Consider the following 26,002-nt stretch of genomic DNA (forward strand, 5'->3'; position numbering starts at 1 on the left):
GACGCAGGTGACTCAGCGCGCTACGCCACGTTTGGCCGTAGCGCGCTTTTTCTTTGTCGGCGTCGTTGTCGGCGCTTTTGACTGCGGGTTGCGTGCGACGCGTTGCGCGTCGGCATGTTCGCGAATCACCTCGATCAGTGCACGCAACGCGGCCGGGATATGACGTCGGCCCGGGTAGTAGAGCGCCAGGCCGTCGAGCGGCGGTGTCCACGCTTCGAGCACGCGCACCAGCGTGCCCGCCGCCAGATCCGCCTGCACCGTCCACTCGGTCAGGTACGTGAGGCCCACGCCTGCACGCGCCGCCATCAGCATCAGTCCTGTCTCGTCGAGCGTCATCGGGCCGGTGCCGTCGACGCGCACGACTTCGCCGTGCCGCTCGAACTCCCATTGGTAGATCGCACCGCTCGGCATCCGGCTGCGGATGCATTGATGATGCCGCAGGTCGGCCGGTGTCCGGGGCGGCTTGCGGCGCGCGAAGTAAGCCGGACTGCCCACGACGGCAAAGCGCTGGCGATCGCCGAACGGTACGGCGATCATGTCCTGCGGCACGATTTCCATGAGGCGGATGCCCGCGTCGAAGCCGTCGATCACGATATCGATCAGCTTGCCTTCCGTCACGATATCGAGCTTCACGTCCGGATATCGCGCGCAGAAGTCGATCAGCACCGGCATGACCTGATGCGCCGCGCCGGCCGAAGTATTGATGCGCAACGTGCCGGACGGCGTATCGCGAAATGTGCCGGCCTCGTCGAGCGCTGTCTGAATGGTCGTGAGCGCCGGTGCGATGCTGCTCACGAACTGCGCGCCCGCCTCCGAGAGCGAGACGCTGCGCGTAGTGCGGTTGAAGAGCCTCACGCCGATGCGCGCTTCGAGCGCCGCCACGGCGTGGCTCAGCGCCGACGTCGACACGCCCAGATCGTTCGCGGCAGCGCGAAAACTCCGATGTCGCGCCACCGACATCACGGCTTCCAGCTCGGCAAGGCCTGACGTTCTCATTATCCTGGATCCTTCAACAAGGCATCCACGATTGTACGGCTAGTCAGGCCAATGCCGCTGCTCTATCGTGAGTCGTCGGCGTTCCCCCTGCGATCCCCGCAGATGCCCTTCGCTTCCGGACAAGATCATGCAAATCATCGAGCAAATCTACATCGACGGCGCGTTCGTCACGCCCCATGGCGACGAATACTTCGACCTCTTCAACCCGGCCACCGAGCAAGTCATCGGCCGCGTGCGTCTGGCGGATGCCGATGATGCCCGCCGGGCCATTGCAGCGGCCAAGCGCGCCTTCCCGGCGTTCTCCCGTACGAGCAAGGACGAGCGCATCGCGATGTTGCGGCGCATGCACGCGGCCGTTCTGGCGCGCGAAGACGAGCTGCTCGAAGCGGTCATCGAGGAGTACGGCGCGCCGGTCTCGCGCGCACGCTGGATGGCCCGCCATGCGAGCGACGTCATCGAGCAAGCGGCCAAAACGCTCGAAAACTACGCGTTCGTGCGTCGCGCGGGCACGGCGGAAGTCGTCATGCAACCGCTGGGCGTGGCGGGTCTCATCACGCCGTGGAACAGCGATGCGGGCTTCATCTGCGGCAAGCTGGCCGCCGCGCTCGCCGCCGGGTGCACGGCCGTCATCAAGCCGAGCGAGATGAGCGCGATCCAGACGCGCATCGTGACCGAAGCGCTCCACGAGGCTCAGCTTCCCCCGGGGGTCTTCAACATCGTGACCGGACGCGGCGACACGGTCGGTGCGGAGATCAGTTCGCATCCGGATATCGCGAAGGTGTCGTTCACGGGATCGACAGTGGTGGGTCGCACGATTCTGCGCACGGCGTCGGAGACGTTCAAGCGCGTGACGCTGGAGCTTGGCGGCAAGTCGCCCATGATCGTGCTCGACGATGCGAATTTCGACGAAGCCATTCCGCTCGCCCTGAATGCCGGGTTCATGAACAGCGGTCAGGCGTGCATCGCGGGCACGCGTATTCTCGTGCCGCAATCGCGTTTGCATGAATTCGAGGAAGGGATCGTGGCGGCGGTCGCGGGCTTTCAGTCGGGGGATCCGCGCGATCCGCAAACGAGCATCGGGCCGATGGTCAGTCGCAAACAGTGGGATCGCGTGCAGCGCTACATCCGTATCGGGATCGACGAAGGTGCGCGCTTGCTCGCCGGGGGTGAGGGACGCCCGGACGGCGTGGCGGCAGGATGGTTCGTTCGTCCGACGTTGTTCACTGAGGTGCGCAACGACATGACGATTGCTCGCGAGGAAATCTTCGGCCCGGTGCTCTCGATCATCGCCTATCGCGACGAGCAGGAGGCCATCGCCATCGCCAACGACACGCCTTACGGCTTGCAGGCTTACGTGTGCTCGTCGGATCTGGCGCGCGCCACTGCCGTAGCGTCGCAGATCGAAGCGGGACGCGTGCTCGTCAACACCCTGGCTCACGAGCCGGCGGCGCCGTTCGGCGGCTTCAAGCAGTCGGGCATCGGACGTGAGTATGGCGCCTATGGCATCGAAGCCTTCATGGAACCGAAGGCCGTCCTCGGCGTGCTGTGACGCGGTGGCTTCGATGACGCCGGGCATCTCGTCGACGTGAACGAGATGCCCCGACAGCGGGGCATCGACACCGCCCTACGTGCACGACAGGCACGACGTTTACCACCGACGCGCCGAATCCGGCGCGTCAGGTGTCAGGTCACAGGCTCAGTTGCCGATCTCATACTGTTGAATCAACGCGGTGACACGCGTCTTGTCGGCATCGGGAATCCGGTCTATCCCGACGTACTTCCAGAACTCCTCTACGGCGGCCCGGCCTTCGACGCCATCCGACAGCAGGCAGGCCAGCGCGTCGGCGCGATGGCGTGGCGGGAGGATGTCGAGGCTCAGCACCAGCGCGTCCATGACGCGTTGCTTGCGGCTGCCGTTGAAGAAGCGCTCCCCGATGTCGGCGACGAAATGCGACCAGGCTTGCGACTGACTCCCCGCGCTGGCCGCTGCGCCCCACTTGCCGATCAGCGCCGCGTTTCGCTTCAACGGCTCACGGAAAAACGCGAAGTCGGCGGCTGGCCCGTGCGCGCCGGTGGACGACAGTCGTCCGACCGACTGAATCGGTAGCGGACGATGCGGGGTGACGTCAGCGTGAAGCGGCACCGCCGTTGCGGCGGCGGTCCGGTGAAATCCTGCGCCATGCCTGAGCCGTACCGTCCTGAGATCTGCACGAAAGCGAGTGCGTGCAGGGCATGGACGCGGATGCAACGTCTGCGTTGTCGTCGGCACGGTGCCTATCGTCGTTGCGCTAAAAAGATGCATTCCCGACCTCCATCGATAAAGGGAGTTCGCATCGTGACAGCGCGCGGCAGAGGCACTTTGCGATAGCGCCAGCCAGTTACCAGTTCCGGTGAAGTGCCAGACGCGGTGTTACTTCCCGTTGTCCGGCCAGCGCCACGCCGGGCGGTCGAACCGATGCTGATCGAGAATCGTGGTTGCCGAAAACGATTTGTCGAGCTTGATGGCATTGCATTCGGGGTCTTCCTCCAGTGCCGCGGCCAGACGCGCCGAGTGCGATACGACCCATAGCTGACTGCGCTGCGACGCACGGCGGATCAGTCGACCGAGCGCAGGCATCAAGTCCGGGTGCAAACTGGCTTCGGGTTCGTTGAGCACCATCAACTCGGGCGGACGCGGCGTCATCAGCGCCGCGATCAGGAGCAGATATCGCAGGGTGCCATCGGACAACTCTGCGGCGCTCAACTCGCGCAGCAAGCCGTGCTGCTGGAAACGCAGCAGAAAGCCGCTCCGGCCATCCAGCTCGATGCTCACGCTCGCGCCGGGGAACGCGTCGGAGACCGCGTCGTCGAGCGCTTCACGATCGCCGATTTCACGAATCGTCTGCCACGCGGCGGCCAGATCGCGCCCGTCGTGATGAAGCGCGAGCGTTCGCGTGCCGATTTGCGGGCTTCGCGCGGGCGCATCCGCATCGGTGCGGAAGTGATCGTAAAACCGCCAGTTGCGAATTCGCTCTCGCACCGTGAAGACTTCGGGACACGTGTCGTCGTTGGCAATGTGCGAGAACAGGCTTTCGTAACGTGGAAGACTGGTCGTCACGGCCACCCAGTCACGCCCCGACTTTCGCTTGACGAGATAGCCGTCGCGGTCGACCAGCGTGCTGGCGGGTCGCAGAAAATCCCCGACCCAGATGCTCTCCCGCTTGTACTCGGGGTCAGACCAGAACGCAGTGTTCTCGGTATTGGAGATACCCATGCAAACGGCATAACCGAAGGTCTCGCTGCTGAACCCGAGACGTAGCCGCGGTCGCTTGCGGCGCGGCCCACCTTGTATCGGCACCTCGCCGCGCCGCATCCGGGGGGTGATCTCTTCCGGCCCGGCCCACATGACCGACGTCAGACCGCCCTCACGCGCCAGCGGGGCCACGATGCCCTCGGTCGCGGCACTCGCCAGCAACCGCAACGCCCGATAAAGGTTGGACTTGCCGCTGCCGTTCGCGCCACTGATGACGTTCAGGCGCGTGAGCGGCATCACGAGCGACTGGATGGAGCGGTAGTTTTCGATGGCGAGTGCGGTCAACATGACAAAACGGAAAGGCAATGGGCGGTAACGCGCTCATTATCCTGGTTTGCCCGCGCTTGCCGCACTCTCGTCCTATGCACATGATGTCGCGGTATCGGAGCGGTTACTCTCTCTCAGAGTCCGATCCGAGCGGCTCATTCGGTCGTTGTGGCGTACCGTTCTTTGGCGCCTTCCAGTTGTCGTCCCCGCTCGATTCTGAACTTTCTTCGCTTGTCGTCCTAAAGCACTGCTTGCAGCGCAAGTTTATCGAGCGAGTCTGTTGCACCATCGATTCTTTTACTTGCCCGTCGTTCCCGCCTGCCTCGGGACAGGATTCGCCACGTCCCGAAAGCAATACCGTCGAGGGATCCACGGGGGACGCATTGAGCGCATTGGGATCGCGATGCGAACCGTCCGGAACCGCGCCGTTGCAGCCCGGCTCCCCCGCAACCACGCCCATAGCGCTTTGCTGGTACTGGAGTGGTGCGACCTTCTGAAGGGACGCCGGAAATTCGATAGAGAGTTGCGTGATGCCAGTGGGCAACAGTGCCATCGAGATGCGGCAGCCGCGCGTCCCCTCGGAACCCTCTGATGGTCGGGCTGGCGGGATCGTGAGCATGATGGGGGCTTGGTTTGCAGAGGAGAAGGTCGAGTTGAGATGAATCATGATGGATCTCCATCGAGTGAAGGGAGATTCCAGAATGGAACGCATTCGACGGTTCATTTTGCGATGCTGTCCGCCAGCTTTCGTTTTCTGCGAGCGACGCGGGCGATCGGGATTCGCCTGATGCCAACGTATGGGATTTCGCGCCAGCGCTTCGACATGGCATACACTCGACGTTTTAATCGATTGCCGCAATCTTGCGCCTGCCTACCCGATGTCCGACGTTACCCCTGAACCGAAAGATAGCTCCGGCGTTGCCGTCATCGACCGCGCCTGCGCCATCCTGTTCGCGTTCAAACCCGACGACGATGCCCTCACGCTCGCCGAGCTGGCGGCGCGCACCGGACTGTACAAAAGCACATTGCTGCGACTGGCCGGTGCGCTGATCCAGCACCGCATGCTCGTGCGGCTCGACGACGGCCGCTATCAGCTCGGCCCGGCCACGTTCATGCTCGGCGCGCTGTATCAGCGCAGCCTGAATCTCGGCGACATCGTGCTGCCGCTGATGCGGGAATTGGCGGATGTGAGCGGCGAGAGCGTGTCGTTTTACGTGCGTGACGATGCCGTGCGCGTGTGTCTGCATCGCGTCGATTCGACGCACGCGGTGCGGTTCCACGTTCGGGAGGGCGACGTATTGCCGCTGGAACACGGCTCGGGTGGCCTCGCGTTGCTCGCGTTCGGCGGCCAACAGGGCGACGCCTACGACCGTATTCGTGCAGACGGATACAGCGTATCGATGGGGGATCGCGAGCGTGATACGGCGGGGGTGTCGATGCCGGTGTTCGGCGTGCGCCAGGCGCTGCGCGGCGTGATGACGCTGGCAGGCCCAAGCTCGCGCGTCGACCGCGCGTTCATCGAGCGTCATCTGCCCGATCTGTTCTCGTGCGCTGCGCGCGCCACCGACGGACTCGGTGGCGACTCGCGAAGCGTGCGCGCCGCGTGGCGCGCCTTTCAGACGTCTAAAGCGTCTCAGGCGTCTTGAGCGTCTTGCGTCCCTGACGTCTCCGACTCAGGGAAACGAGCGCTCCGGCTCGCCGGTATAGCGGTAAGGCAGTTGACGCGGCAGCGGGCCTTTATTGCGCTCCCCGCGTCCGCGCTGCTCCCACGCGTGCGCCAGAATGCCCACAGCGCGCGACAGACAGAACACCCCTCGCGCCAGCTCCGGCGCAAATCCCAGCTCTGCATAGATCACGGCCGTGATGCCGTCGATGTTCATCGGCACCGGCTTTTGCTTGCGCGCCTTGAGATGCGCTTCGATGCCCCGTGCAATCGCGGCGTAATGGCCTTCGATCACGCCTTGTTCCGCTGCCTGATCGACCATCGCCAGCAGCCGGGTCGCCCGCGGGTCCACCGGATGAAAACGATGCCCGAAGCCCGGCAGATACTTCCCTTGCGCTTCATTGAAGGCCGCAATACCTTCGGCGACCGCAGCCGCCATGTCCGGCGCCCCGGACGGCGAGGCGGCGAGACGCTGCGCGATGTCCTGATATAGCTCCACAGCCTGTTGCCCGGCGCCGCCGTGCACGTCGTCCAGCGCGTTGATGGCCGACGCCATCGCGCCGTTCAGCGGCAAGCCGCAACTCGTTGCGATACGCGAGATCGCAATGGACGGCGCGTGCGGTCCATGATCGACCGAAGCGACCAGCGCCGCTTCGAGCAGACGCGCCTGCGCGTCCGTCGGCAAGTCGCCGCGCAGCATCAGCCAGATCATCTGCGGGAAGCTGACATTGCCGATCAGGTCCTGAATCGGATAGCCGCGCACGTTGATCGATCCCGGATGGATATCGATGATCGACGTGCTCCAGTAGTCGGCGCACAGCGCCGCAGCATCGAGAGTGGGGTTCATGGTCGGTTCACGTGGTGAGCGTGCGGTAGTAAGTGGTCATGAGTGAGTCCGCATGACTGAGTCTTCATGACTGAGGAAACCTGCATCGGTCAGATCACGCCATCAGCGCGCAGTCGTTCGATGGCAGCATCGTCGTAGCCGAGGCCCGCGAGCAGCACCTGCGTATGCGCGCCGAGCGACGGCGCGGGGGCACCCGGCGCGGCGTCGCCGTCCGACAGACGGAAGCCTGCGCGCGTGACGCGTTGCGGTTGCATCTCGCCCGGCACGCTCAGCTCGCGCACGAACTCACGCGAGGCAAGATGCGGATGCGCGAGCACGTCGGGCACCGACATCACCCGCCCGGCAGGCACGCCACTCGCCACGAGCTTCGTCTCCCAGTTCGCGGCGCTGTCCTGCGCGAGCGCGGCTTCGATCTCCGTCTTGAGGGCGTGACGATTCTGCTTGCGCGTGTCGCGTTGCGTGAAGCGGGGATCGTCGGCGATGTCGGGGCGTCCGATCAGCGCACACAAGCTGACGAACTGACGCGTTTCGTTCGCGGCGATGTTGAGCAATCCGTCTCCCGTGCGGAAGGTGCCGGACGGCGCCGCGGTGAAGTTTTCGTTGCCCATCGGCACCGGCGCGACACCCGCGTTGAGATAGTTCGACACGACCCAGCCCATCGTCGCGAGCGTGGCTTCGAGCATCGAGACGTCGAGCATGCGTCCCTGACCGGTCGTGCGCGCATCGAGCAATGCCGCGCAGATGGCGAAGGCCGCCGTCAGCCCGCCGACAGTGTCCGAGACGGGATAGCCGACGCGCAGCGGTGCGCTTTGCGCATCTCCCGTCACGCTCATCACGCCGGAAATGCCCTGAATGATCTGATCGTAGGCTGGACGCGACGACAGTTCGCCATCCGCACCAAAGCCCGAAATCGCGCAGTAGACCAGACGCGGATTCACTTCGCGCAGGGCGTCGAAGTCGAGACCGAGACGCGTCATGACACCGGGGCGAAAGTTCTCGACGAGCACGTCGCTCGACGCCACGAGATCCTTCAGGATGGCTTTACCGCGCGGGTCTTTCAGGTTCAGCGTGAGCGAACGTTTACCGGCGTTGACGGCCACGAACGACGCGCCCATCTGACGCGCCGCCGCGTCCTTGTCGGCGCCCAGCCGACGCGCGAGATCACCCCCGTCCGGGTTTTCGACCTTGGTCACGTCGGCGCCCATCAACGCCAGTTGGTAGGCGCAGAACGGTCCGGCGAGAACGTTGGAGAGATCGAGGACTTTCACCCCGGCGAGCGGCAATGCCATCGTTGGCTCCTGATGTTGCGTGTGCGGTTGCATGAATAGAGGCGGTGATGCGGCCTGACCCGGGATCGCGGATCGGCGATCCGGGATCCGGTGTCAGGACGAGCGCCTCAGTGAGAGATTTCGTCGAGCGTGCGCTGATTGGTGCGCGGGCCGAACAGGCCGATCGATGCCATCACCATGACCATCGCGAACGTGATCAGTGCGAACACGCCGGTCACGTCGAAATGGCGCAGTGCAAAGGCGATCATGAAGCCCGAGAACATCGCCGACAGACGCGACATCGAGTACACGAAGCCCACGGCACGGGCACGAATGCGCGTGGGGAACAGTTCGGTCTGATAGGCGTGATACCCGACGGACAGGAGCGTGCCGCACAGGGTGATCGCAACGCCGAAAATCATCAGCATGGCGGGCGACGACTGCACTGCGAACAACGAACCGAACACCGCAATACCGAGCGCGGACAGCACGACAAGCGTCTTGCGCTCTATGCGATCGGCGATAGCCATGCCGATGAGCGGACCGAACGGGTTCGAGATGGCGATCACGAACGAGTACATCAGGCTGTGCGTGATCGTGATGCCTTTGGACACGAGCAGCGTCGGCACCCAGGAGGCAAAACCGTAGAAGCCGATGGCCTGGAACAGGTTGAATACCAGCAGCGTGATGGCGCGACGGCGATACGGCTTGCGCCAGATTTCGCGGAACCTGGCCTTCGTGGCGGCGGGTTCGACGCTGAGTACCGGCGGCGGCAGTGCGCGTCCCGACTCACGTTGCACGCGCGCTTCGAGATCCTTGACGATCGCTTCGGCCTCGGCGGTGCGGCCTTGCTGCGCGAGCCAGCGCGGGCTTTCCGGCACGCGGCGGCGAATCGCCCAGACGACCAGCGCACCGAGCGCGCCGATGATGACCACGGTACGCCAGCCGTCCATACCGAAGACCTGCTGCGGCACGAGCCACCAGGAAAGCAGCGCCACGGCCGGCACCGCAAGGTACTGGATCAGGTGCATGAAGGCGAAGGCGCGGCCGCGCAGGTGCTTCGGCGCAAGCTCGCTGACGTAAGTGTCGATGGTGACCAGCTCGACGCCCACGCCGATCCCGGCGATCAGACGCCACAGGTTGATCATCGGCGCGGTGGTCTGGAACGCCATGACGAGCGTGGCGATGGAATACCAGAGGAGTGACACGGTGAAGATCGTGCGACGTCCGTAGCGATCGGCGAGTCCCGTCAGGAAGAACGTGCCGATGAACAGCCCTGCGAACGAGGCCGCGACGAAGGCACCCAGTCCCGACACGCCGAAGAACGACGCCGTCGTCGTGGAATAGAGACCGCTCTTGACGAGGCCGGGGCCGACGTACGCGGTGAAGAACAGGTCGTAGAACTCGAACCAGCCACCGATGGCGATGAGCAGGATGAGCGTCCAAATGGAGCGCGTCGCCGGCAACCGGTCGATACGCGCGTTGATCTGCCGACTTGCGTCGGACGGCCCGGCATGGGCGGCAGACGACGCTGACACCGCGCCGACAGGCAAACTCGACATCTCAATCCTCCTTTGGATTGTGTTGCTGATCATTCTGTCAGACAGAATGACGTTCTGTTTTATGAGAAGTCGAAGCGTATGCCCCCGCATGGGGGGCGGATATCGGGGTTTACGTGGAGAAAAAACCTAGATCGTCGTTCGCTGCGCTTCGCCGCCTGCGGCGGTGAGATTCACGCTGATCGAGCGCTCGACGAGCAGCCGTTCGAGCACATAGTCTTCCGCGCCGCTCTCGAGCGCGTGGGAACGAATCCCCTGCACCGGAATGATCGGCCCTTTGCGTTTGGCCAGATTGGACACGAACGACAGCAGCTCGTCGCCGTCGCCTTCAAAGAGCACGGCCTGAATGTCGTCTGCTTCCGACGCCTCCGACGAGGGCGATACACGCAACGTGGCATGCGCCGCAAGCGACTCCGGCAAGCTCGCCACCAGATGCTCGCCGGAGGCTCCCTCGAAGATCGCATGGTTGCCGGTGGCGAGCACGGCGGCGAACTGCGCACGCGCACCCGAGGCCGTTGCCGCCACACACAGCACGTTGCCGCGCGGGCTCAGTGTGTAGACGTTACGTTCGCCGGTCGGACCGCGCAGCGTAGCGGTCGCGCCCGCCACTGCGTAGGGCAGATACTCGTCGGTACGTGCTGCCGTGCGCGGATCGCTCTGCCCGATGGCCCATTCGCGCAACGCGCTCAGCGCCGCCGCAGGCGTATCGAGCGACGGCGGATGCCTTTCCCGAGATCGCCAAAGCCACGCTGCTCGCTGGCAAGACGATCGTTGCGGTAAGCGTTGCCGCCCTGCCCAACAATCTGGAACTGTTGGATCTGGCCAGGACGCATGGAGGCCGTATTCGTGTGGCCAGTGGTGGATTGCCCGGGCTAGACGCGGTGCGCGCGATGAAGGAAGGACGCGTCCATTCGATCAAGCTGACGACGACGTTCCGTCCGGAATCGCTGGCGAAGGAGCCGTACGTACGAGAGAAAGGCTTCGACTTCACGCAACCGCCGACGTCACCGGTTCTGGTCTTTCAGGGCAATGCCCGGGAAGCGGGGGCAGCGTTCCCCCGTCACTTCAACGTGGGCATCACGTTGAGTCTGGCCGGCGTGGGGTTCGACGCCACCGAGATCGAAGTCTGGGTCGATCCCACCGTGCGCGGCGCAGTCCAGCACATCGAAGTGCGCGCCGACGACGCCGACCTGACGCTCGAGAGCCGCAACATCCCGTCGGACAATCCACGCACCTCACGCATCGTCGCGCCGAGCATCATGGCGACGCTGCGCTCGTATGTCGATCATCTTTATGTGGGGTCGTGAGTCAAAACGGGTCATTGGCGCACTGTGCGCGCACAGACACTCGCCATGCCGCGATGAGCGCACCGAACGAAATTAGCGCTGCGGCAAAGAACGTCGCCTGCTCCCCACCGGATATCGCCTCAAGCGGCGACGCAAGAAATTGCCCGAGAAAGATCGCCATCGACAGATGGGCGAGATTGCGTCCCCGCGAGCCCGCGTCGCTCTGCTCGACCGTCATGTGATTGACCAGCGGAACGGAGAGCCCAAAGCCAACGCCAAGCAGCACCGCGCCTGCAACGTCCATGTAGAAGCCGTTCGCCAGCGCGAAGCACAGATGCGCGACTTCATGGCAGGCGGGCTACCGGGGGAACGATCAGTCGATGAATTCATATGGACCAATTTCAATACCGACGTCTCGTTATTGAATTATTAGACTTCGGTATTGGAAAAGACACCTCACCATGACTGTCTCGCATTCACCACGTCGGGCTGGACGGCCCCGAAACGAAGACACCTTAGCGGCCGTATTGGCGGTCGTACGGCGGTTGGTCAAAGAAAAGGGCTTCGACGGCGTATCGGTCAATCTGGTCGCGTCGGAAGCCAACGTCGCCAAACAGACGCTCTATCGTCGTTGGCCGAGCAAAGCGGAACTCGTACTGGATGCCTATCTGGAAAGCGCGGGTCAATTCGACACGAGCGCTTACGAAGGGCTTGTCCCCACGCTGACGAAATTTTTGGCGGGAGTGTTTCGACATTTGGAGGCGGACGGCGCCGCCATCCGGAACCTGATCGCCGCGGCCCAATCGGACAGCGATTTTCTGACGCGATTCAATGATCGATTCGTCGTCCCTCGTGCGGAGCGCGTGAAAAACCTGTTGGCGCAGGCCGTCGAAGCCGAGGAGCTGCCGGCCGAGACGAATCTGGACGTTGCGACCGAGATGATTCACGGTGCGTTCTGGTACCGACTCCTGACGGGGCAGCCGCTTAGCCGGCGTTACGCCGAATCGCTGGCCGCACAGATCGGCATGCTGGCAGGCCGAGGAATGACTGGCACGTAAATGCTCGCGATGGTCGCCGCAAACGGGAGCGAGTGAATTTTCTCAACAAGGGAATTCGAATCACTCGCACCTTGGTCGGTTCAATTCAGCGCCACGGATCAGTACGGTCTTCGATGAAACCGGGCTTCCACGCATTCAACAGATCCGTCACCTCTTGTTTTTGCGCTTCGGAAAACACGTCCCTGATGTCAAACCAAACTCGGTTGACGATTTCGGGGCCGGAAGGATAGCCCCCGTTGATAAATGAGCCGATTGTTTTCAGTCCGAGAACACGAAGCGTCGAAGTGTAGTGGTCACCCCATCCCGGACACTGCGTTGAGTTTTTCTTCTGCTACGGCAGGAGCTAGCCCGTCATTGAACTGATCAACATCTGATAAACGGTTCACGTGGTCGACGTGATTGATCTCGTCGACCACTGTCCGTTGACGGTCGACACGTTTATTTACACGGGAGATGCATCTGAATTTGGCACCCAATGCGCGAATCAAGGCACCTCCGTATGCGCGTTCCTAAGAGCGACTCACCTGGTCCGGATAGCTTATGTGGATCACGAACAATGGCGTCCCTTCTGCTATTACGCTGTCCAAACCAAACGCTTGATCGGTGTCATCCAAGTCTATCTGCTGATCACTGTGGAGCACTTAGTTTCTCAAAATCCGAGCTATTGATGCCTCGCGCTTTATAGAGAAATGCGCTCAGGGCCCAGATCGCCTTGTCGTCTTGAGTTTTGCCAAACGCGGGCATCGCAGTCATTTTTACCCCATTCTTGATCACCCAGAACATCAGCGGCGGATTGTTTCTCCGTGTAGCGCTAAGCAACAACGGAGCGTTCGGTACGATTCCCTGAGCGATTGGGCTCAACGGTCTTCCCGGGGCGCCGTGGCATGTCATGCACGTGTCACGATAGAGACGTGCCCCTGCCTCGACGTTGGCGACGGTCATCAAGTCGGCCGGAGCTTGAATGCCGGCAGCATGGCGGTGCAGCGATTGCAGATAGGTCTTATGCAACACCCAGGCGACTACCGGATTGTGGCCCGATGTCGCCGACACGTCATAGATGCCCGAATACATCACGCCCACCCCTGAGGCAACGGCCACCACGGCGGCAATGCAGAAAGCACTCATTGTAGGATGGCGGGAGAAAAATCCTGGGGCTTTCTCGAGGCTCATGGCAGCTTCACTTTACGCGTTGAATGGGTGGGATTGCGTGCCGTAATTATGGAGCGTGCCAGTTAACCAGATACTTACCTCCACATTACAGTTTTGAAATGTGGTGCTGAAGCGCACCCTGCCTGCCACACAAAGATGCGGGTAACGCATACAATCCGGACAATCGGACCTGTGGATCAGCCGCTATGCGCATTCTCGTAATCGACGACGAACCAAAAACCGGCGCGTACGTCAAGAAGGGACTTGAAGAGTCAGGCTTCGTCGTCGACGTCGCCAAGGACGGCGCCGAAGGTCTGATTCTCGCCAGAGATACGACCTACGACGTGATCGTGCTCGATGTCATGTTGCCCGAGATGGACGGCTGGTCAGTCCTTAAAGCCCTGCGCAAGACGCACAGCACGCCGGTGCTTTTCCTCACCGCACGCGACGACATCAGCGACCGGGTCAAGGGACTAGAGTTGGGCGGCGACGATTACCTCGTCAAACCGTTCGCGTTCGTCGAATTGCTGGCCCGTGTGCGCACGCTGGGGCGTCGCGGACCGCCTCGCGACACCGACATTATTACGCTTGGCGATCTCGAAATCGACGTGACGCGCCGACGCGTGCGTCGCGGCACGACACGCATCGACCTTACGCCCCGGGAATTCTCGCTGCTGCAATTGCTTGTGCGGCGCCAGGGCGAAGTGCTCACGCGCACGCAAATCGCATCCTATGTGTGGGACATGAACTTCGACAGCGATACGAATGTGGTGGAAGTCGCCATTCGCCGTCTGCGCGCCAAGGTCGACGACGAGTTCCCCGTCAAGGTCATTCACACCGTGCGCGGCGTCGGTTATGTCGCCGAGATAAAAGCCTCCGACTGATGGCCATCCGTCCGCTTTCCACCACGCTTGCCCTGTGCTTTGCCGGCACCACGCTTGCGGTATTCGCGCTGGTCGGTACCACGCTCTATTTCACGTTAGGGCGAGAAATCCGTCAGCTTGACGATCTCGACATCGTCCTGATCGCACGGCACACGCGCCGCCTTGCGGAGGAACTGCGCACCAGCGACGACCTACGGGAACATGCCGTACGTCTCAAGAGTCAAGTCCTCGGCAATCCACCATTCGCGATGGAAATTCTGCAGGATGACGGTACTAAACTCATAGACCACAATACGACCCTAGTCTCAGACATGGCTTTTCGGTCATTGGCGATCGCAGGCAGACTCGGCGCGGCACAGCGCATTACTGAAGACAATGTTCAAGAATGGCGAAGTGCAACGGGGCGACCCGTACGCGGCCTGGCTACCGACGCCAGGCTCGGTGACGGGACGGTGGTTATTGTCGTGGTCGCGCGCGATATGGCCGACCGCTGGCGCATCCTGGATCACTACCGTGAGCGGCTCTACGGGTACGGCTTCGCAGGTATGCTGCTTGCTTTTCTGATGAGCTGGCTACTCGTGCGTGCGGCACTTCGACCGTTGCGCGACCTCGATTCGCAAGTGGGTGCAGTAACGGTCGACAAACTGGATACCCAAATCAAGATCGAAGGGGCGTCAAGCGAGGTCGCGGTCGTCGCAAAATCGGTGAATGCGATGATCCGCCGCTTGCACGACGGTTTCGAACGGATATCGCAATACACCGCCGATCTGGCGCATGACATGCGAACTCCTCTTGGTAACCTCCGCGGTGCAACGGAAGTCGCCCTGACGCGCCCGAGAAGCCTGCCAGAATATGAGACCCTGCTCGAATCGAATCTGGAGGAATGCGCCCGACTCTCGCAAATGATCGAGAATGTGATCTTTCTCGCACGAGCCGAGCATCCGCAGTTCATGACGGCAATGGCCGAACTGGACGTTGCCGTAGCGCTCTCCCAGATCGCCGACTACTTCGAAGGTCTGTCCGACGAGGCTGGTGTCACCCTTCGAGTAACGGGTGAAGGACGCATCCGAGCCGACAAGGAATTGTTCCGCCGCGCGGTGAGCAATCTGCTGGCCAACGCTCTGCGCTATACACCCCGTGGTGGCGAGATTACGCTTCATGCCGAATCTACCGCAACGACGTTGGACGTCAGCGTCAGTAACCCAGGCTCTCGGATCGACCCCGCCCTGTTGGAGCGCATTTTTGACCGTTTCTACCGCGTGGACGCATCACGTCAGACCCCTCAGTCCGGCGGCGCCGCCGGACTGGGACTAGCCATCGTGCGCACCATTATGACCCTTCACGGCGGGACAGTACGCGCCGAGAGCGACGCGACCGGTACCCGCTTCACCCTCTCGTTTGCCCGTCATTGAGCGCTGTCGCCGCGCCGCTTGGGAGCGCATCACCCTCTCGCAGCATCTTGCGGTCCCAGCCGCCGCCGAGCGCCTGAAGCAGATGCACGCTCGTATCAAGTTGCCGTTGCGTGATCTGCTCAAGCGTGCGTTCATTCTGTAGCGCAATGCTTTGCGTGGTCACGACGTCGAGATAACTGACGGCCCCCGCCTGATAGCGATGCGTCGTAAGCGTAAGCGACGACACGGCGGCAGCCGTCGCCCGTTGCTGGCTCTGCGCCTGCTGCGAGAGCGATCTGAGTGCACTCAAATCGTCCTCGGTCTGTTGGAACGCCACGAGCACGGTCTGCCGATAGGCGGCTACCGCTTCGTCATACCGGGCATCTGCCCCTTTGAGGGTGGCGTCCCGCCGCCCGCCGTCGAACAGTACGCCCGCGACTTGTGCACCAAGCGACCAGAAAAGGCTGGGCGCAGTGAGCCAGGGCGAAAAGAATGTGCTTTCCAGTCCGGTCGATGCCGAGAGTGTGAGCGACGGATAGAACGCGGCACGCGCCTGCCCGATACCGGCGTTGGCGGCGGCCACGCGCCGCTCGGCGGCAGCGATATCTGGGCGACGTTCGAGCAGCGCGGACGGCACGCCGACGGGAATCGACGGCAATGTGACCGGTGTCACGTCGGGTGGCAGCGAAAACGAAGATGCCGATTCGCCGATCAGCGCCGCGACCGCGTGCTGAAGTTGCGCTCGCTGTCCATCGATTTCCTGATCCGCCATTCTCGCGCTTTCGAGTTGTGCCTGTGCCTGAGCAACGGGCGACGCGTCGATGGCACCGTCGGCGAGTTGCTGCTCTACGATGTGCAATCCTGCTTCATAGGTCGCGACCGTCCGGTCTAGTAGCGACTTCTGACGGTCCAGCGAGCGCAAGTCGAAGTAAGTCGTGGCGAGTTGGCTGGCGACTGACAGACGGACCGATTCTAGATCGGCTTCGCTCACCTGCACGTTGTCGCGCGCGGCGACGGTGGCATTTCTGACACGCCCGAACAGATCGGGCTCCCAACTCACGCCCGCCCCTGCCGCGTAATCCGGGATGGTCTTTCCTGCCAGTGCACGGTCCAGGAGGTTTTTTGACGTCCGATAGCGCTGTGCGCCAGTGCCAGCTGTCACCGTCGGTGCTTCGGCGCCCTGCTGGTAGTCGAGTGCGGCTCGCGCCGCCGCCAGCCGTGCCACGGCCTGATTCACGGTTTGATTGGAGACATTCACGCGTGCTTCGAGCCGATTCAACGTCTCGTCGTGAAACACAGTCCACCATGAGCCTCTTGGTCGACCATCCGCCGGAGCGGCGAGCGCCCATCCGGCAACGGTTCCTGGCGCGCTCGTGAACTGCGCGGGTACGGCAGCGTGCGGCACGTGATAGGACGGCAGCGTCGAACAGGCCGTCAGCGTCGCACCGAAGCAAACGATGGCACCGGCGCGCATGAGTGGGGCATTGATCTCAAACATTTCGGACCTCGCTTATGCTTTGCCGGCGCTCGCGGCCGTGCCTGATTTATCACGCGCCTCGCTCTTCCCGCTCTCGGGACTTGCGGCCACACGGACGTGCTGTCCGTCGGCGATCGCATCGCCCGGATTCGCGATTACGCGGTCGCCCGGCGCGAGACCGGCGGCAATTTCGACATGTGTGCCGAAATCCCGACCGATGCTCACTCGGCGCAGTGCGACCTTGTCGTTGCCACCCACCAGTGCCACGGTCACCCCGTTGGGGCGGAACAGCAATGCGCTCACCGGCAGTTCGAGCGCTGGTGAATCCGTTTTCAACGTGAGGTGTACCTGCGCGTAAGCCCCCGGCATCAAGGCGGCGTCACGGTTGTCAACATCGATTTCGACGCGCAACGTCCGGCTCACCGGGTCGATGGCGTTGGCATCACGTGCGATTGTTCCTGGAAACCGGCGGCCGGGATATTGATCAGTCGTGAGCCATGCCTGCGCGCCCGGGCTAATACGACTTGCGGCGTCCTGCGGCACATCGGCATAGACGCGCAGACGGTCGATCTGTTCGACATGAAAGAGTTCGCCGGACATCGCCGGCAGCCCGGGGGAGCCGCCGGCGGTCACCAACGCGCCTACCTGCACGTTGCGCGCCGTCACCACGCCGTCGAACGGTGCGCTTACGCTCTGATACGCCACCATTTCGGACAGCCGCGCCACATTGGCCTGTGCCGCCCGCAACGCCGCTAGCTTGGCCGCTGCATCGCTCGTCTTCGCATCGGCGTCCTGTTGCGCGACCGATTGCGATTGCAGCATGGTCTGCCAGCGCTGCGCGGTGCTGGCGGCGAAACGGTAGGTGGCCTGTGCCGTCGCCTCGTCGGCCCGCGCCTGACGCAGTTGCGCATCGATCTCCGGCGTATCGAGTCTCGCCAGGACTTGCCCGGCTTTCACGTGCGCACCGATGTCGGCAAACCATTGCTGAACATAACCGCTGGAGCGCGCATAGATGGCAACATCGGCCCATGGCATGACCGCGCCGGGCAGCAACAACTCTTGCGTCGCCGGGGCGGGCGTCGGCGAAACCGTCGTGACGATCAACTCGCGCTGCACGTCCATCTGCGCTGCCTGTGCTTGTCTCGCCACGATGCGCGGGACGATGCCGGCGCAAAGCAGCAACACGGTAAGTGCACCGAGGCCGAGGCCCCATGTTCGCCGCGAGCGATCAGACATCCGGGGCGCGGCATGTACGTCAGGCGCGGCGCACCTTGAGGATCGGGGTGTCACCCGATCAGCCGCAGGTGTAACCGTGTCGACACGATCGTCGGTCTGCGTAGGCTTGTTCATTGGAAATCCTTGTTGACGTTGAGGTTCACATCAGTGGCGCGTACCACGCGGCGTTTTGCGAGCCAGCCATGTACCGTGGCGAATACGACGGGCACAAACACTAGCGTCGAGAGCGTGCCGAGCGCGAGACCGCCGATAACGGCGCGTCCGAGAGGTGCGTTCTGCTCTCCGCCGTCACCGAGTCCGAGCGCCATCGGTAGCATGCCGATCAGCATGGCAAGCGCCGTCATCAGTACCGGCCGGAAGCGATTGAAGCCGGCGTCGAGGGCTGCGGCAACTGGCGCCATGCCACCAGCAAGCGATTCGCGTGCGGCGTTGATGACGAGAATGCTGTTCGCGGTGGCGATGCCGATGCAGAGAATGGTGCCGGTCAACGCAGGCACGGACAGTGTGGTCTGGGTGACGAAGAGCATCCACGCGATACCTGCCATCGACGCCGGAATGCCGCAAATGATGACAAACGGGTCGACCCACGATTGAAAATTGACGACCATCAGCAGGTACACCAGCGCCACTGCGAAGACAATCCCCAACGCCAGGCCGCTGAACGAAGCGTTCATCGACTGCACTTGCCCGCGAATGGCGATCGACGATCCGGGCGGCAAATGGGCGCGTGCGGCATCAACCAGACGTGCGACGTCGCGGGCCACTCCGCCGAGATCACGTCCCTGTGTCGAGGCGAAGATATCGAGCACGGGCTGCACGTTGTAGTGCGAGACGACAGCCTCTTGCTCGCTACGCGAGACAGTGCTCAACGAGCCGATCTGGTTTTGCGGATTGACGGTAGCCGCCGGTGTCGTGACGGGCACGTTGGCAAGCGCCTGCAAGGAGTTGACGTTGTACTGCGGGATCATGGTGGTGAGCGGGTAGCTCACGCCGTTTTTCGGGTCAAGCCAGAAGTTGGGCGTCGTTTGGGAACTTCCCGACAGCGCGATCAGCAGGTTCTGTGCGATATCGCGCTGCACGAGCCCAGCCTGAATCGCCTTGGTGCGATCCACGTTCACATTGATCGTCGGTGCGTCGCCCGGCTGCTGGATGCGTGCGTCGACAAGCCCTCTGACCCCGCGCATCTGTTCGAGCAGTTGATTCGCCACGACCCGGTTCTGGGCGAGCTTGTTGCCAACGATCTGCACATCGATGGGTGCCGGGAGTCCGAAATTCAGGATTTGGCTCACGATATCTGCGGGCAGGAACGAGAAGGTCACGCCTGGGAACGACGCATTGAGCACGTTGCGCAGTTTGGCGACATACCCGACGGTGGACGCATGATCGGGCTTGAGCGTGATGAGAATGTCCGCGTCCTGAGCCCCGATCGGATCGGACGAGTCGTAAGTCAGGTTGATGCCGCTCACGGGCAAACCGATGTTGTCGAGCACCAGGCTTTCTTCGGCCGTAGGAATGACCGTCTTGATCTTCGCTTCCACTTCGTCGGTGATGCGGGCGGTCTCTTCGATACGGGTCCCGGTCGGCGCACGCAAATGCAGGCGTATCTCGCCGGAATCCACGGACGGGAAGAAATCGCGCCCCGTGAACGGCACCAACACAAGCGAACCGAGACAAATGGCGAGCCACAACCCGATGAAGCGCCACCTCAGATCGATAACGGACCGAAGCACTGCTGCGTAGCGGTAACGCAAGGTCTCGAACCCTACCTCGAAGCCGGCCTGAAAGCGCATGAGCCGTGCGGATAGACCGGATGCGTGCTGTACGCGATCGGATTTGGCACGCAGCAGGTACATGGCGAGCGTCGGGATCAGCGTGCGCGAGAACAGGTAAGACGCACACATCGCGAAGACGACGGCTTCGGCCATGGGCACGAACAAATAGCGGGCGACCCCGGAGAGCAGGAACATCGGCACGAAAACGATGCAGATGGACAGTGTCGATACAAAGGTAGGCACGGCGATCTCGCCCGCGCCGTTGAGAATCGCGTCGTGCAATGGCGATCCCCGCTCAAGGTGATGGGTAATGTTCTCGATCGCGACGGTCGCATCGTCCACAAGAATGCCCACGGCAAGCGCCAACCCGCCGAGCGTCATGATATTGATCGTCTGACCGAGAGCCGAGAGCGCAATCAGCGATGTGAGTGCGGAGAGCGGAATCGTAACTGCGATGATGAGCGTGGCACGCCAACTACCGAGAAACAGCAGGATCATGGCGGCGGTCAGGCAAGCGGCAATAAGGGCTTCGCGCACCACGCCGGAAATCGCCGATTTGACGAAAACGGACTGGTCTGAAAGCGGCGTGACCTTGAGCGCGCTCGGCAGGCCTGCCGTAATCTTCGGTAACAGTCCCTTCACCTGGTCGATGATCGTGAGCGTGGACGCGCTGCCGGTCTTCTCCACGGTCAGCAATGCGCCGCGCTGGCCATCGGCCCGCACGATGTTGGTCTGGGGCGAGTAACCGTCGATCACGTGCGCTACGTCGCGCACATACACCACTCCGCCCTTCTCGGTCTTGATAGGCAAGTCGTTGAGCGCTGCGACACTCTGGGTGCTGCCGTTCATGCGGACGTTGTATTCTCGATCGCCGATCTTGGCCGTCCCGCCGGGCAAGATCAGGTTCTGCGCGTTTACTGCATTAACAACATCGATAGGGGCAAGCCCCTTCGCCTGGAGCGCCTTCGTATCGAGCTGCACCACGATCTGACGGACTTTTCCGCCATAAGGGAGCGGCACCGCAGCACCTTGCACCGTGGCGAGTTGCGTGCGAATGAAACTGTTACCGAGGTCATACAGCGACTGCTCTGGCAACGTCTTGCTTGACAACCCGAGCTGCAGCACCGGCACTGTCGAGGCGCTGTAGGTAATGATGTTCGGCGGCAGCGTGCCCGGTGGCATGACGCGCAGGATCGACGCCGAGTTCGCCGACGCTTCGGCAATAGCGCGATTGATGTCGGCCCCCGGATGGAAAAACACTTTCACAACCGACACGCCGTTAAGCGATTGGGATTCGATGTGATCGATGTCGTCGACATCCGTCGTGAGCGCGCGCTCGTAGTTCGACGTGATCCGATGCGCCATGTCTTCGGCGGAAAAGCCGTTGTATGTCCAGACGATGCTGACGACGGGGATGTCGATGTCCGGAAAAATGTCCGTAGGCGTGCGCAGGATCGCAAGCGGGCCGAGGATGAAGATCAGCACGGCGAGCACGATGAACGTGTAGGGGCGTCTGAGCGCCAGTTTGACGATCCACATGACGATGTCCGGGAGGAAGCAACCATTGGGAGGCGGAGCACCTGCTGTGCCGGGAAGGCAGCACATCCTGCGGGTGTAGGTGCCCGAGGTGTCGCAAGTATGTGGATGAGGCGCTTACCTTGCGCTGACCGATTCATTACGGATTTGTTATCTGCGCGGATAACAAAATCGTAATCGGCAAGTCACCTTCGGGTCAGCCGTGAAGGTCCAGAATGCATTCAACCTTCACGACATTGTTGAAGGCAGGCTGAACTGCCCCAGCTCCGGGAGCAGACGCCATTGACATCAAGGTGAATCTCATGAAAGCCATCGTTTCCGCTCTGCTCGTTTCCTGCGCAATCGCCGCACCGTTCTCGGCATTCGCTCAATCGAACAACAACGCACCGCTCACGCGTGCCCAGGTCCGCGCCGATCTGATCCGTTACGAGAACGCGGGCTATCGACCGCTGGGTTCGGAACTCAACTATCCGGCCAACATCGAGCGCGCTTCGGCCATCATTGCTCAGCAAGACGCGCAGGCGGGAGTCGCCAACGTCGTAAGCACGGCAGTATCGAGCGGAGTGAGTACGGGAGATCAAGCAGCAACTGGCACGGGTAGCAGCTCACTTTACTTTGGTAGCTAACTTCTGAATGCGCCAGTTCCCGCTCATTTGGCTCTACGGCAATGTGGCGAGTGCAATTGCTGCGCTCGCCTGCCAAAGCATCGCATGGATGCGCACGGGATTGGCGAGTCCTATGCTCCGGCACCGGACCTGTTGATCGCCGCTGCGATTCAACTCTCCCCGAACAATCCAGCATCGTGTTGAATCGGTTAAATGAGTGTCCGGAGGGATTCGACCACTGCACACATTGTGCCGAGACTTTTCGGTGACTAGGTTCAATATCGCATGGACTGCATCGATCTCAGTGGGCGATTTCAACACCAAATACAAGGCATTGTGCGAACGATTCGACGAGCTACAAATGATTTCCCGATGCATCTGCAGTCTGCAAAGAGCTCAACGGAGAGATGAACATGTTCTGGGGAAATGTCCAGAACGTCCTTTATCTCACGGCCGAGGGAAAACAGGTTGACCGAAAAACGAGCTGTCTTCAGAAGACACACGACGCGGAAACCGAAATCGGACGGCACGCCGCATCCGTCAAATATTGACTCCAACGGAGTTTCAAAACCATCAGCGATTCTGAGATGACCTCTCAGTAGTGTTCTATGCGAATTTCGACGAAGAGTGCTGGCATCGTGGCGGCGATTGCCAACGAAATCAGTGAAGCCGCGCAGACGCGGTCGACCGTCGCCGTTCCGTCGGTCATGAGGGGTGCAGACTTTGCCGCGAGCAGCACCGATCGATCTGATCGCATGGCCGTGCTCCACAGAGGAACGTCAGCGTGTCGGGGGCAGGGAGGGAGCATGCCACGAGCCCAATCGCCAGCGTTTGCCGCACGATATCCGGCATCGCCCAGGCGACACCAAATTGAGCTGCTAAAAGCGCAGCCGTGACCCAGTGCAAATACCGCGAGATCGCATCGTAACGCGTGATGCTTTTTTCATCTGAACCTCTTGCTCGTGATGTTCTTCAGTCGGGAACTGCTTTCTGCTGGCACATACGGCTAAAGGTTCTTAGCCCGTCACGGAAAATTTTGGCACACGAGACTTGGCAAATACTTAGCAAGTCCCCATCCAACTGGCGATGCCCGTCCCGATTATTGAATTCACATCATTGTCGCGACGCGGCACTCTCTGACGAGCGCCGCGTCATCCGAAGGGGAATCGATTGCGTCGCGCGAGAAGACTACAGTTGGACGTCGCCATCCGTCACACGCGCCCGACGTCGCAGGATCCCGGGTACCGCGATCGCTCCCGCTGCTGCCGCCACTGCCGCGACCGAAGCCGTCGCCGCAAGACTTTTCCATGGATGTGCGTGCACATAGTCATCGGTTGCCTTCGCCCATTCTGACATTGTCTGGCGGCTTGCCTTGCGCAGATCGTCGAGATGCGCGCTCAGATTGTCCAGCCGCGCGCCGAGTGCCGGATTGGCTGCCTCCACCTCCAGACTCGCTTCGTCGGCAAGGTCTTTCAAAAGTGCTTTGACGTCCGCCAGCAGCGCATCTGCATCGTTGATAAGGGTCCGCCGTTGATTCTGATGGTCCATCGAAATATCTTTCATATCCGACTCCTGTGAGTTCCGGCACCGCATTTGCCGCTGCTGGCCTATCTGGTGCCTTTTGGATAGTGGCACCGATTCATCCACCGGCTTTGTCTCAGGTCAACGTCCGGACACTTCGGGCGATGATGACGTAAATCAAGCTTCTCCCGACTTCTGCACAAACCCAAGCGTCGTTGTGACTATCGTGAAGCGGTAAATACATCGGAACGAGTCTGATAACGTCGTCATGCAATGCCGAGCGCTACACGCCGTTGAAAGCCGAGATCAACGGTCCCGAGGCCGTTGCGCGGGGGCTCATTTCCGACATGTCGCGAAAGAAGGGGAAAAAGATAAGAACGTCGAAATCCTGCTAAAGCGAGAGATCGTGTCGGGCCGTTGCAGACACCCTTGTCGTTTTTCACAGGGAAATGGATACGTGACACCCGTACGCCAAAAGCGAACAACGGCCGATGGTACTGACCCCGGGGTTTGACTGTGCAGGAGCATGCCATGAACGATCACGTCCTTGTTTCTCCGATGGCACTGGCCGCCATGCGGACAATGGCGCCCACTGTCGTCATCGACACCCGCGACGCCGCTAATTACGCCGAAGCCCACATCCCGGGCGCGGTCAATATTCACGAGATATTCACGTACTTGGCGACCTCAACGCCGGAAGGCCTGAGCGCACTGCGCGAAACCTTTGCGACCGATTTCGGCAACGCGGGCTTGTCGGGCAAGGAGACGGCCGTCATTTATGAGCAATCCATGGAGACGGGCTTCGGACAATCGTGCCGGGGTTACGTGCTGCTTCGGTTTCTCGGTTATCCGCGAGACAAAATCAAGGTCCTCCACGGCGGATTTGCCGCCTGGCGCGCCGCGGGCTTACCTAGCACGACGGACGTTCCGCACCCGAAGCCTGTGGTCTTTCCGGTCACGACACGCGCCAGCGACATTCTCGTCGACCTCGCAGTGATGAAGACGGCGGTTGCCGACCGGCGCATCGTCAAGCTCGACGTACGCGACGTGGACGAATGGATCGCGGAGAGTTCGTCGCCTTACGGGCGCGACTTTTGCCCACGCAAGGGCCGTATTCCAGGATCCGTCTGGATCGAATGGTATCGAATGATGAAGCCGACCCCGACGGGAAAGATGTTCAAGACCCCGAGCGAGATTCTGGCGGAATGTGCAACGGTGGGCATCTCCCGGGAAACCCCGGTGATTGTCTTTTGCTTCAAAGGCGCGAGGGCGTCGAATACTTTCGTCGCGCTCGAAGAAGCGGGACTCAAGGATGTTCGTCTGTACTTTGGTTCATGGAACGAGTGGTCCCGTGATCCGGCCCTCCCCATCGAGGAAGGGCTCCCTTACAGGGTGTCGGCGGCGTCACCTCCCATCTCGGGATGACGCCACTCACCTTACCGTGCCGGTCGGATGCAGCCGGAGTGTCGGTTCACGTCGTAGCGTTGCACTAGCACGTTCTTTTCGGCCGTCACGACTTCGACGCTAACCGTATCGGCGTCGCGCTCAGCCACCTTACCGACCTTCAAGCGCGGGTTGCCCGATCGCTTGAGCCATTGCTCCATATTGTTACGCACCTGATCGACGCTCAGATTGAGCTTCTCGCGCTCCGGGAAACGATTCGGATCGGCACACGGACCGCATCCGCCTGGCCCATCCATCATGCCCTGTCCCATCATTCGGCCGGCATACCCGTCGCGCATCATGCCGGGACCATATCCCTGCGCACACCCCCAGTTTCCGTCTGTGGGCTGTGCGCCCGCGGCCCCTGCCAGCATGGCAAATACTGCAGAAATCAAAACGAAAATGTGTCCGTGTCTCATCTCGCTTCGCATGACATTTATCTCCTCAACGTTACAGGCCCGGCCTGGCGATGCCGTTGCACGCCCCTTCCCGGTAGCCAGTCTCAAAACTAGTTCTCAGGACGGCGTGTGGCTTGAGGCATATCAACAAAGCGCGTCGGCTTCGTCGTACCACGTGCTCGTCGCCGGTGCGTCATCCGTCGCAGCATGCTCGACGGTTGACCTCAATCAACCTGTGAGGACTTGCTTCGTCCATGCTGAAATCAGTGGCCGGATCGTGGGACTGTGACGTTCGTGAGCAGCCTCATGCGCCGCTTTCAGCATTGATCGTTCGCCTTGGCACAACCCACTTCG

At 61.7% G+C, this 26,002-nt stretch carries 23 protein-coding genes and 1 pseudogene; 8 read left to right on the forward strand and 16 right to left on the reverse strand.

What is annotated here, in order from left to right:
* Positions 1-12: 12 nt before the first annotated feature.
* Positions 13-996, reverse strand: a complete 984-nt coding sequence (locus tag PCA20602_RS24265; RefSeq protein ID WP_150723365.1) for a LysR family transcriptional regulator — start codon at positions 994-996, stop codon at positions 13-15.
* A gap of 127 nt (positions 997-1,123) precedes the next feature.
* On the opposite strand from PCA20602_RS24265, the gene PCA20602_RS24270 reads away from it, so the two are divergent.
* On the forward strand, positions 1,124-2,545 hold the full coding sequence (locus tag PCA20602_RS24270; RefSeq protein WP_150723366.1) for an aldehyde dehydrogenase family protein: 1,422 nt from the start codon (positions 1,124-1,126) through the stop codon (positions 2,543-2,545).
* A gap of 147 nt (positions 2,546-2,692) precedes the next feature.
* Here PCA20602_RS24270 and PCA20602_RS24275 read toward each other — a convergent pair whose 3' ends face one another.
* The 3 genes from PCA20602_RS24275 to PCA20602_RS24285 form a co-directional block, all read right to left on the reverse strand.
* Complete coding sequence (locus PCA20602_RS24275) at positions 2,693-3,139, reverse strand: hypothetical protein (RefSeq protein WP_150723367.1); 447 nt, start codon at positions 3,137-3,139, stop codon at positions 2,693-2,695.
* A gap of 267 nt (positions 3,140-3,406) precedes the next feature.
* A complete protein-coding gene (locus tag PCA20602_RS24280; RefSeq protein WP_150723368.1) occupies positions 3,407-4,576 on the reverse strand; it encodes an AAA family ATPase in 1,170 nt (389 codons plus the stop codon).
* Positions 4,577-4,679: 103 nt separating this feature from the next.
* The gene (locus PCA20602_RS24285; RefSeq protein ID WP_150723369.1) at positions 4,680-5,222 is read right to left on the reverse strand and encodes a hypothetical protein; all 543 of its coding nucleotides are present in this window, start codon (positions 5,220-5,222) and stop codon (positions 4,680-4,682) included.
* A gap of 211 nt (positions 5,223-5,433) precedes the next feature.
* On the opposite strand from PCA20602_RS24285, the gene PCA20602_RS24290 reads away from it, so the two are divergent.
* The gene (locus PCA20602_RS24290; RefSeq protein ID WP_150723370.1) at positions 5,434-6,201 is read left to right on the forward strand and encodes an IclR family transcriptional regulator; all 768 of its coding nucleotides are present in this window, start codon (positions 5,434-5,436) and stop codon (positions 6,199-6,201) included.
* A gap of 27 nt (positions 6,202-6,228) precedes the next feature.
* Here the strand turns inward: PCA20602_RS24290 and PCA20602_RS24295 are convergent, their stop codons facing one another.
* The 5 genes and pseudogenes from PCA20602_RS24295 to PCA20602_RS25780 form a co-directional block, all read right to left on the reverse strand.
* Positions 6,229-7,065, reverse strand: a complete 837-nt coding sequence (locus PCA20602_RS24295) for a citryl-CoA lyase (protein ID WP_150723371.1) — start codon at positions 7,063-7,065, stop codon at positions 6,229-6,231.
* 89 nt (positions 7,066-7,154) lie between these two features.
* Entirely contained in the window at positions 7,155-8,354 is a 1,200-nt protein-coding gene (locus PCA20602_RS24300; RefSeq protein ID WP_150723372.1) for a CaiB/BaiF CoA transferase family protein, read from the reverse strand.
* A gap of 107 nt (positions 8,355-8,461) precedes the next feature.
* Entirely contained in the window at positions 8,462-9,895 is a 1,434-nt protein-coding gene (locus PCA20602_RS24305) for an MFS transporter (protein ID WP_150723373.1), read from the reverse strand.
* Between the two features lie 126 nt (positions 9,896-10,021).
* Positions 10,022-10,600 (reverse strand): annotated as a pseudogene (locus PCA20602_RS24310) (trifunctional transcriptional regulator/proline dehydrogenase/L-glutamate gamma-semialdehyde dehydrogenase); the annotation flags it as partial.
* Positions 10,579-10,725, reverse strand: a complete 147-nt coding sequence (locus PCA20602_RS25780) for a hypothetical protein (protein ID WP_174981548.1) — start codon at positions 10,723-10,725, stop codon at positions 10,579-10,581. The pseudogene PCA20602_RS24310 and the gene PCA20602_RS25780, both read right to left, overlap by 22 nt.
* A gap of 57 nt (positions 10,726-10,782) precedes the next feature.
* Here PCA20602_RS25780 and PCA20602_RS24315 point away from each other — a divergent pair, with 57 nt between their 5' ends.
* On the forward strand, positions 10,783-11,199 hold the full coding sequence (locus PCA20602_RS24315; RefSeq protein WP_150723375.1) for an aspartate dehydrogenase domain-containing protein: 417 nt from the start codon (positions 10,783-10,785) through the stop codon (positions 11,197-11,199).
* Between the two features lies 1 nt (position 11,200).
* Here the strand turns inward: PCA20602_RS24315 and PCA20602_RS25785 are convergent, their stop codons facing one another.
* Positions 11,201-11,482 (reverse strand): MFS transporter, encoded by a 282-nt coding sequence (locus PCA20602_RS25785; protein ID WP_174981542.1) that lies wholly within the window; start codon positions 11,480-11,482, stop codon positions 11,201-11,203.
* A gap of 157 nt (positions 11,483-11,639) precedes the next feature.
* Between PCA20602_RS25785 and PCA20602_RS24325 the strand changes: the two genes are divergently transcribed.
* Complete coding sequence (locus tag PCA20602_RS24325) at positions 11,640-12,236, forward strand: TetR/AcrR family transcriptional regulator (RefSeq protein ID WP_150723376.1); 597 nt, start codon at positions 11,640-11,642, stop codon at positions 12,234-12,236.
* A gap of 627 nt (positions 12,237-12,863) precedes the next feature.
* Here PCA20602_RS24325 and PCA20602_RS24330 read toward each other — a convergent pair.
* Complete coding sequence (locus PCA20602_RS24330) at positions 12,864-13,406, reverse strand: c-type cytochrome (RefSeq protein WP_246182325.1); 543 nt, start codon at positions 13,404-13,406, stop codon at positions 12,864-12,866.
* A gap of 185 nt (positions 13,407-13,591) precedes the next feature.
* Here PCA20602_RS24330 and PCA20602_RS24335 point away from each other — a divergent pair, with 185 nt between their 5' ends.
* Together PCA20602_RS24335 and PCA20602_RS24340 are read left to right on the forward strand one after the other, a co-directional pair.
* The gene (locus tag PCA20602_RS24335) at positions 13,592-14,269 is read left to right on the forward strand and encodes a heavy metal response regulator transcription factor (RefSeq protein ID WP_150723377.1); all 678 of its coding nucleotides are present in this window, start codon (positions 13,592-13,594) and stop codon (positions 14,267-14,269) included.
* Entirely contained in the window at positions 14,269-15,681 is a 1,413-nt protein-coding gene (locus tag PCA20602_RS24340; RefSeq protein ID WP_150723378.1) for a heavy metal sensor histidine kinase, read from the forward strand. The genes PCA20602_RS24335 and PCA20602_RS24340 overlap by 1 nt, the downstream gene beginning before the upstream one ends.
* Here the strand turns inward: PCA20602_RS24340 and PCA20602_RS24345 are convergent.
* From PCA20602_RS24345 to PCA20602_RS24355, 3 genes are all read right to left on the reverse strand, one after another.
* Positions 15,656-17,158, reverse strand: a complete 1,503-nt coding sequence (locus PCA20602_RS24345; protein ID WP_150723379.1) for an efflux transporter outer membrane subunit — start codon at positions 17,156-17,158, stop codon at positions 15,656-15,658. The two genes, PCA20602_RS24340 and PCA20602_RS24345, sit on opposite strands and share 26 nt — an antisense overlap.
* 12 nt (positions 17,159-17,170) lie before the next feature.
* Complete coding sequence (locus PCA20602_RS24350; RefSeq protein ID WP_246182326.1) at positions 17,171-18,373, reverse strand: efflux RND transporter periplasmic adaptor subunit; 1,203 nt, start codon at positions 18,371-18,373, stop codon at positions 17,171-17,173.
* A 110-nt stretch (positions 18,374-18,483) separates the two neighbouring features.
* Positions 18,484-21,684: an efflux RND transporter permease subunit gene (locus PCA20602_RS24355; RefSeq protein ID WP_150723381.1), complete on the reverse strand. Its 3,201-nt coding sequence runs from the start codon at positions 21,682-21,684 to the stop codon at positions 18,484-18,486.
* A gap of 299 nt (positions 21,685-21,983) precedes the next feature.
* On the opposite strand from PCA20602_RS24355, the gene PCA20602_RS24360 reads away from it, so the two are divergent.
* Positions 21,984-22,307 carry a DUF4148 domain-containing protein gene (locus PCA20602_RS24360; protein WP_174981552.1) on the forward strand — a complete coding sequence of 108 codons (324 nt, stop codon included), beginning with the start codon at positions 21,984-21,986 and terminating at the stop codon, positions 22,305-22,307.
* Positions 22,308-23,474: 1,167 nt separating this feature from the next.
* On the opposite strand, the gene PCA20602_RS24370 is transcribed toward PCA20602_RS24360, so the two are convergent.
* Positions 23,475-23,849 (reverse strand): ElaB/YgaM/YqjD family protein, encoded by a 375-nt coding sequence (locus PCA20602_RS24370; protein WP_150723383.1) that lies wholly within the window; start codon positions 23,847-23,849, stop codon positions 23,475-23,477.
* Between the two features lie 489 nt (positions 23,850-24,338).
* Between PCA20602_RS24370 and PCA20602_RS24375 the strand changes: the two genes are divergently transcribed.
* Positions 24,339-25,232 carry a sulfurtransferase gene (locus PCA20602_RS24375; RefSeq protein ID WP_150723384.1) on the forward strand — a complete coding sequence of 298 codons (894 nt, stop codon included), beginning with the start codon at positions 24,339-24,341 and terminating at the stop codon, positions 25,230-25,232.
* Positions 25,233-25,243: 11 nt separating this feature from the next.
* Here the strand turns inward: PCA20602_RS24375 and PCA20602_RS24380 are convergent, their stop codons facing one another.
* Entirely contained in the window at positions 25,244-25,681 is a 438-nt protein-coding gene (locus PCA20602_RS24380) for a hypothetical protein (protein ID WP_150723385.1), read from the reverse strand.
* Positions 25,682-26,002: the final 321 nt, after the last annotated feature.

It is taken from the genome of Pandoraea capi, from assembly GCF_902459735.1.
GTDB lineage: Bacteria > Pseudomonadota > Gammaproteobacteria > Burkholderiales > Burkholderiaceae > Pandoraea > Pandoraea capi.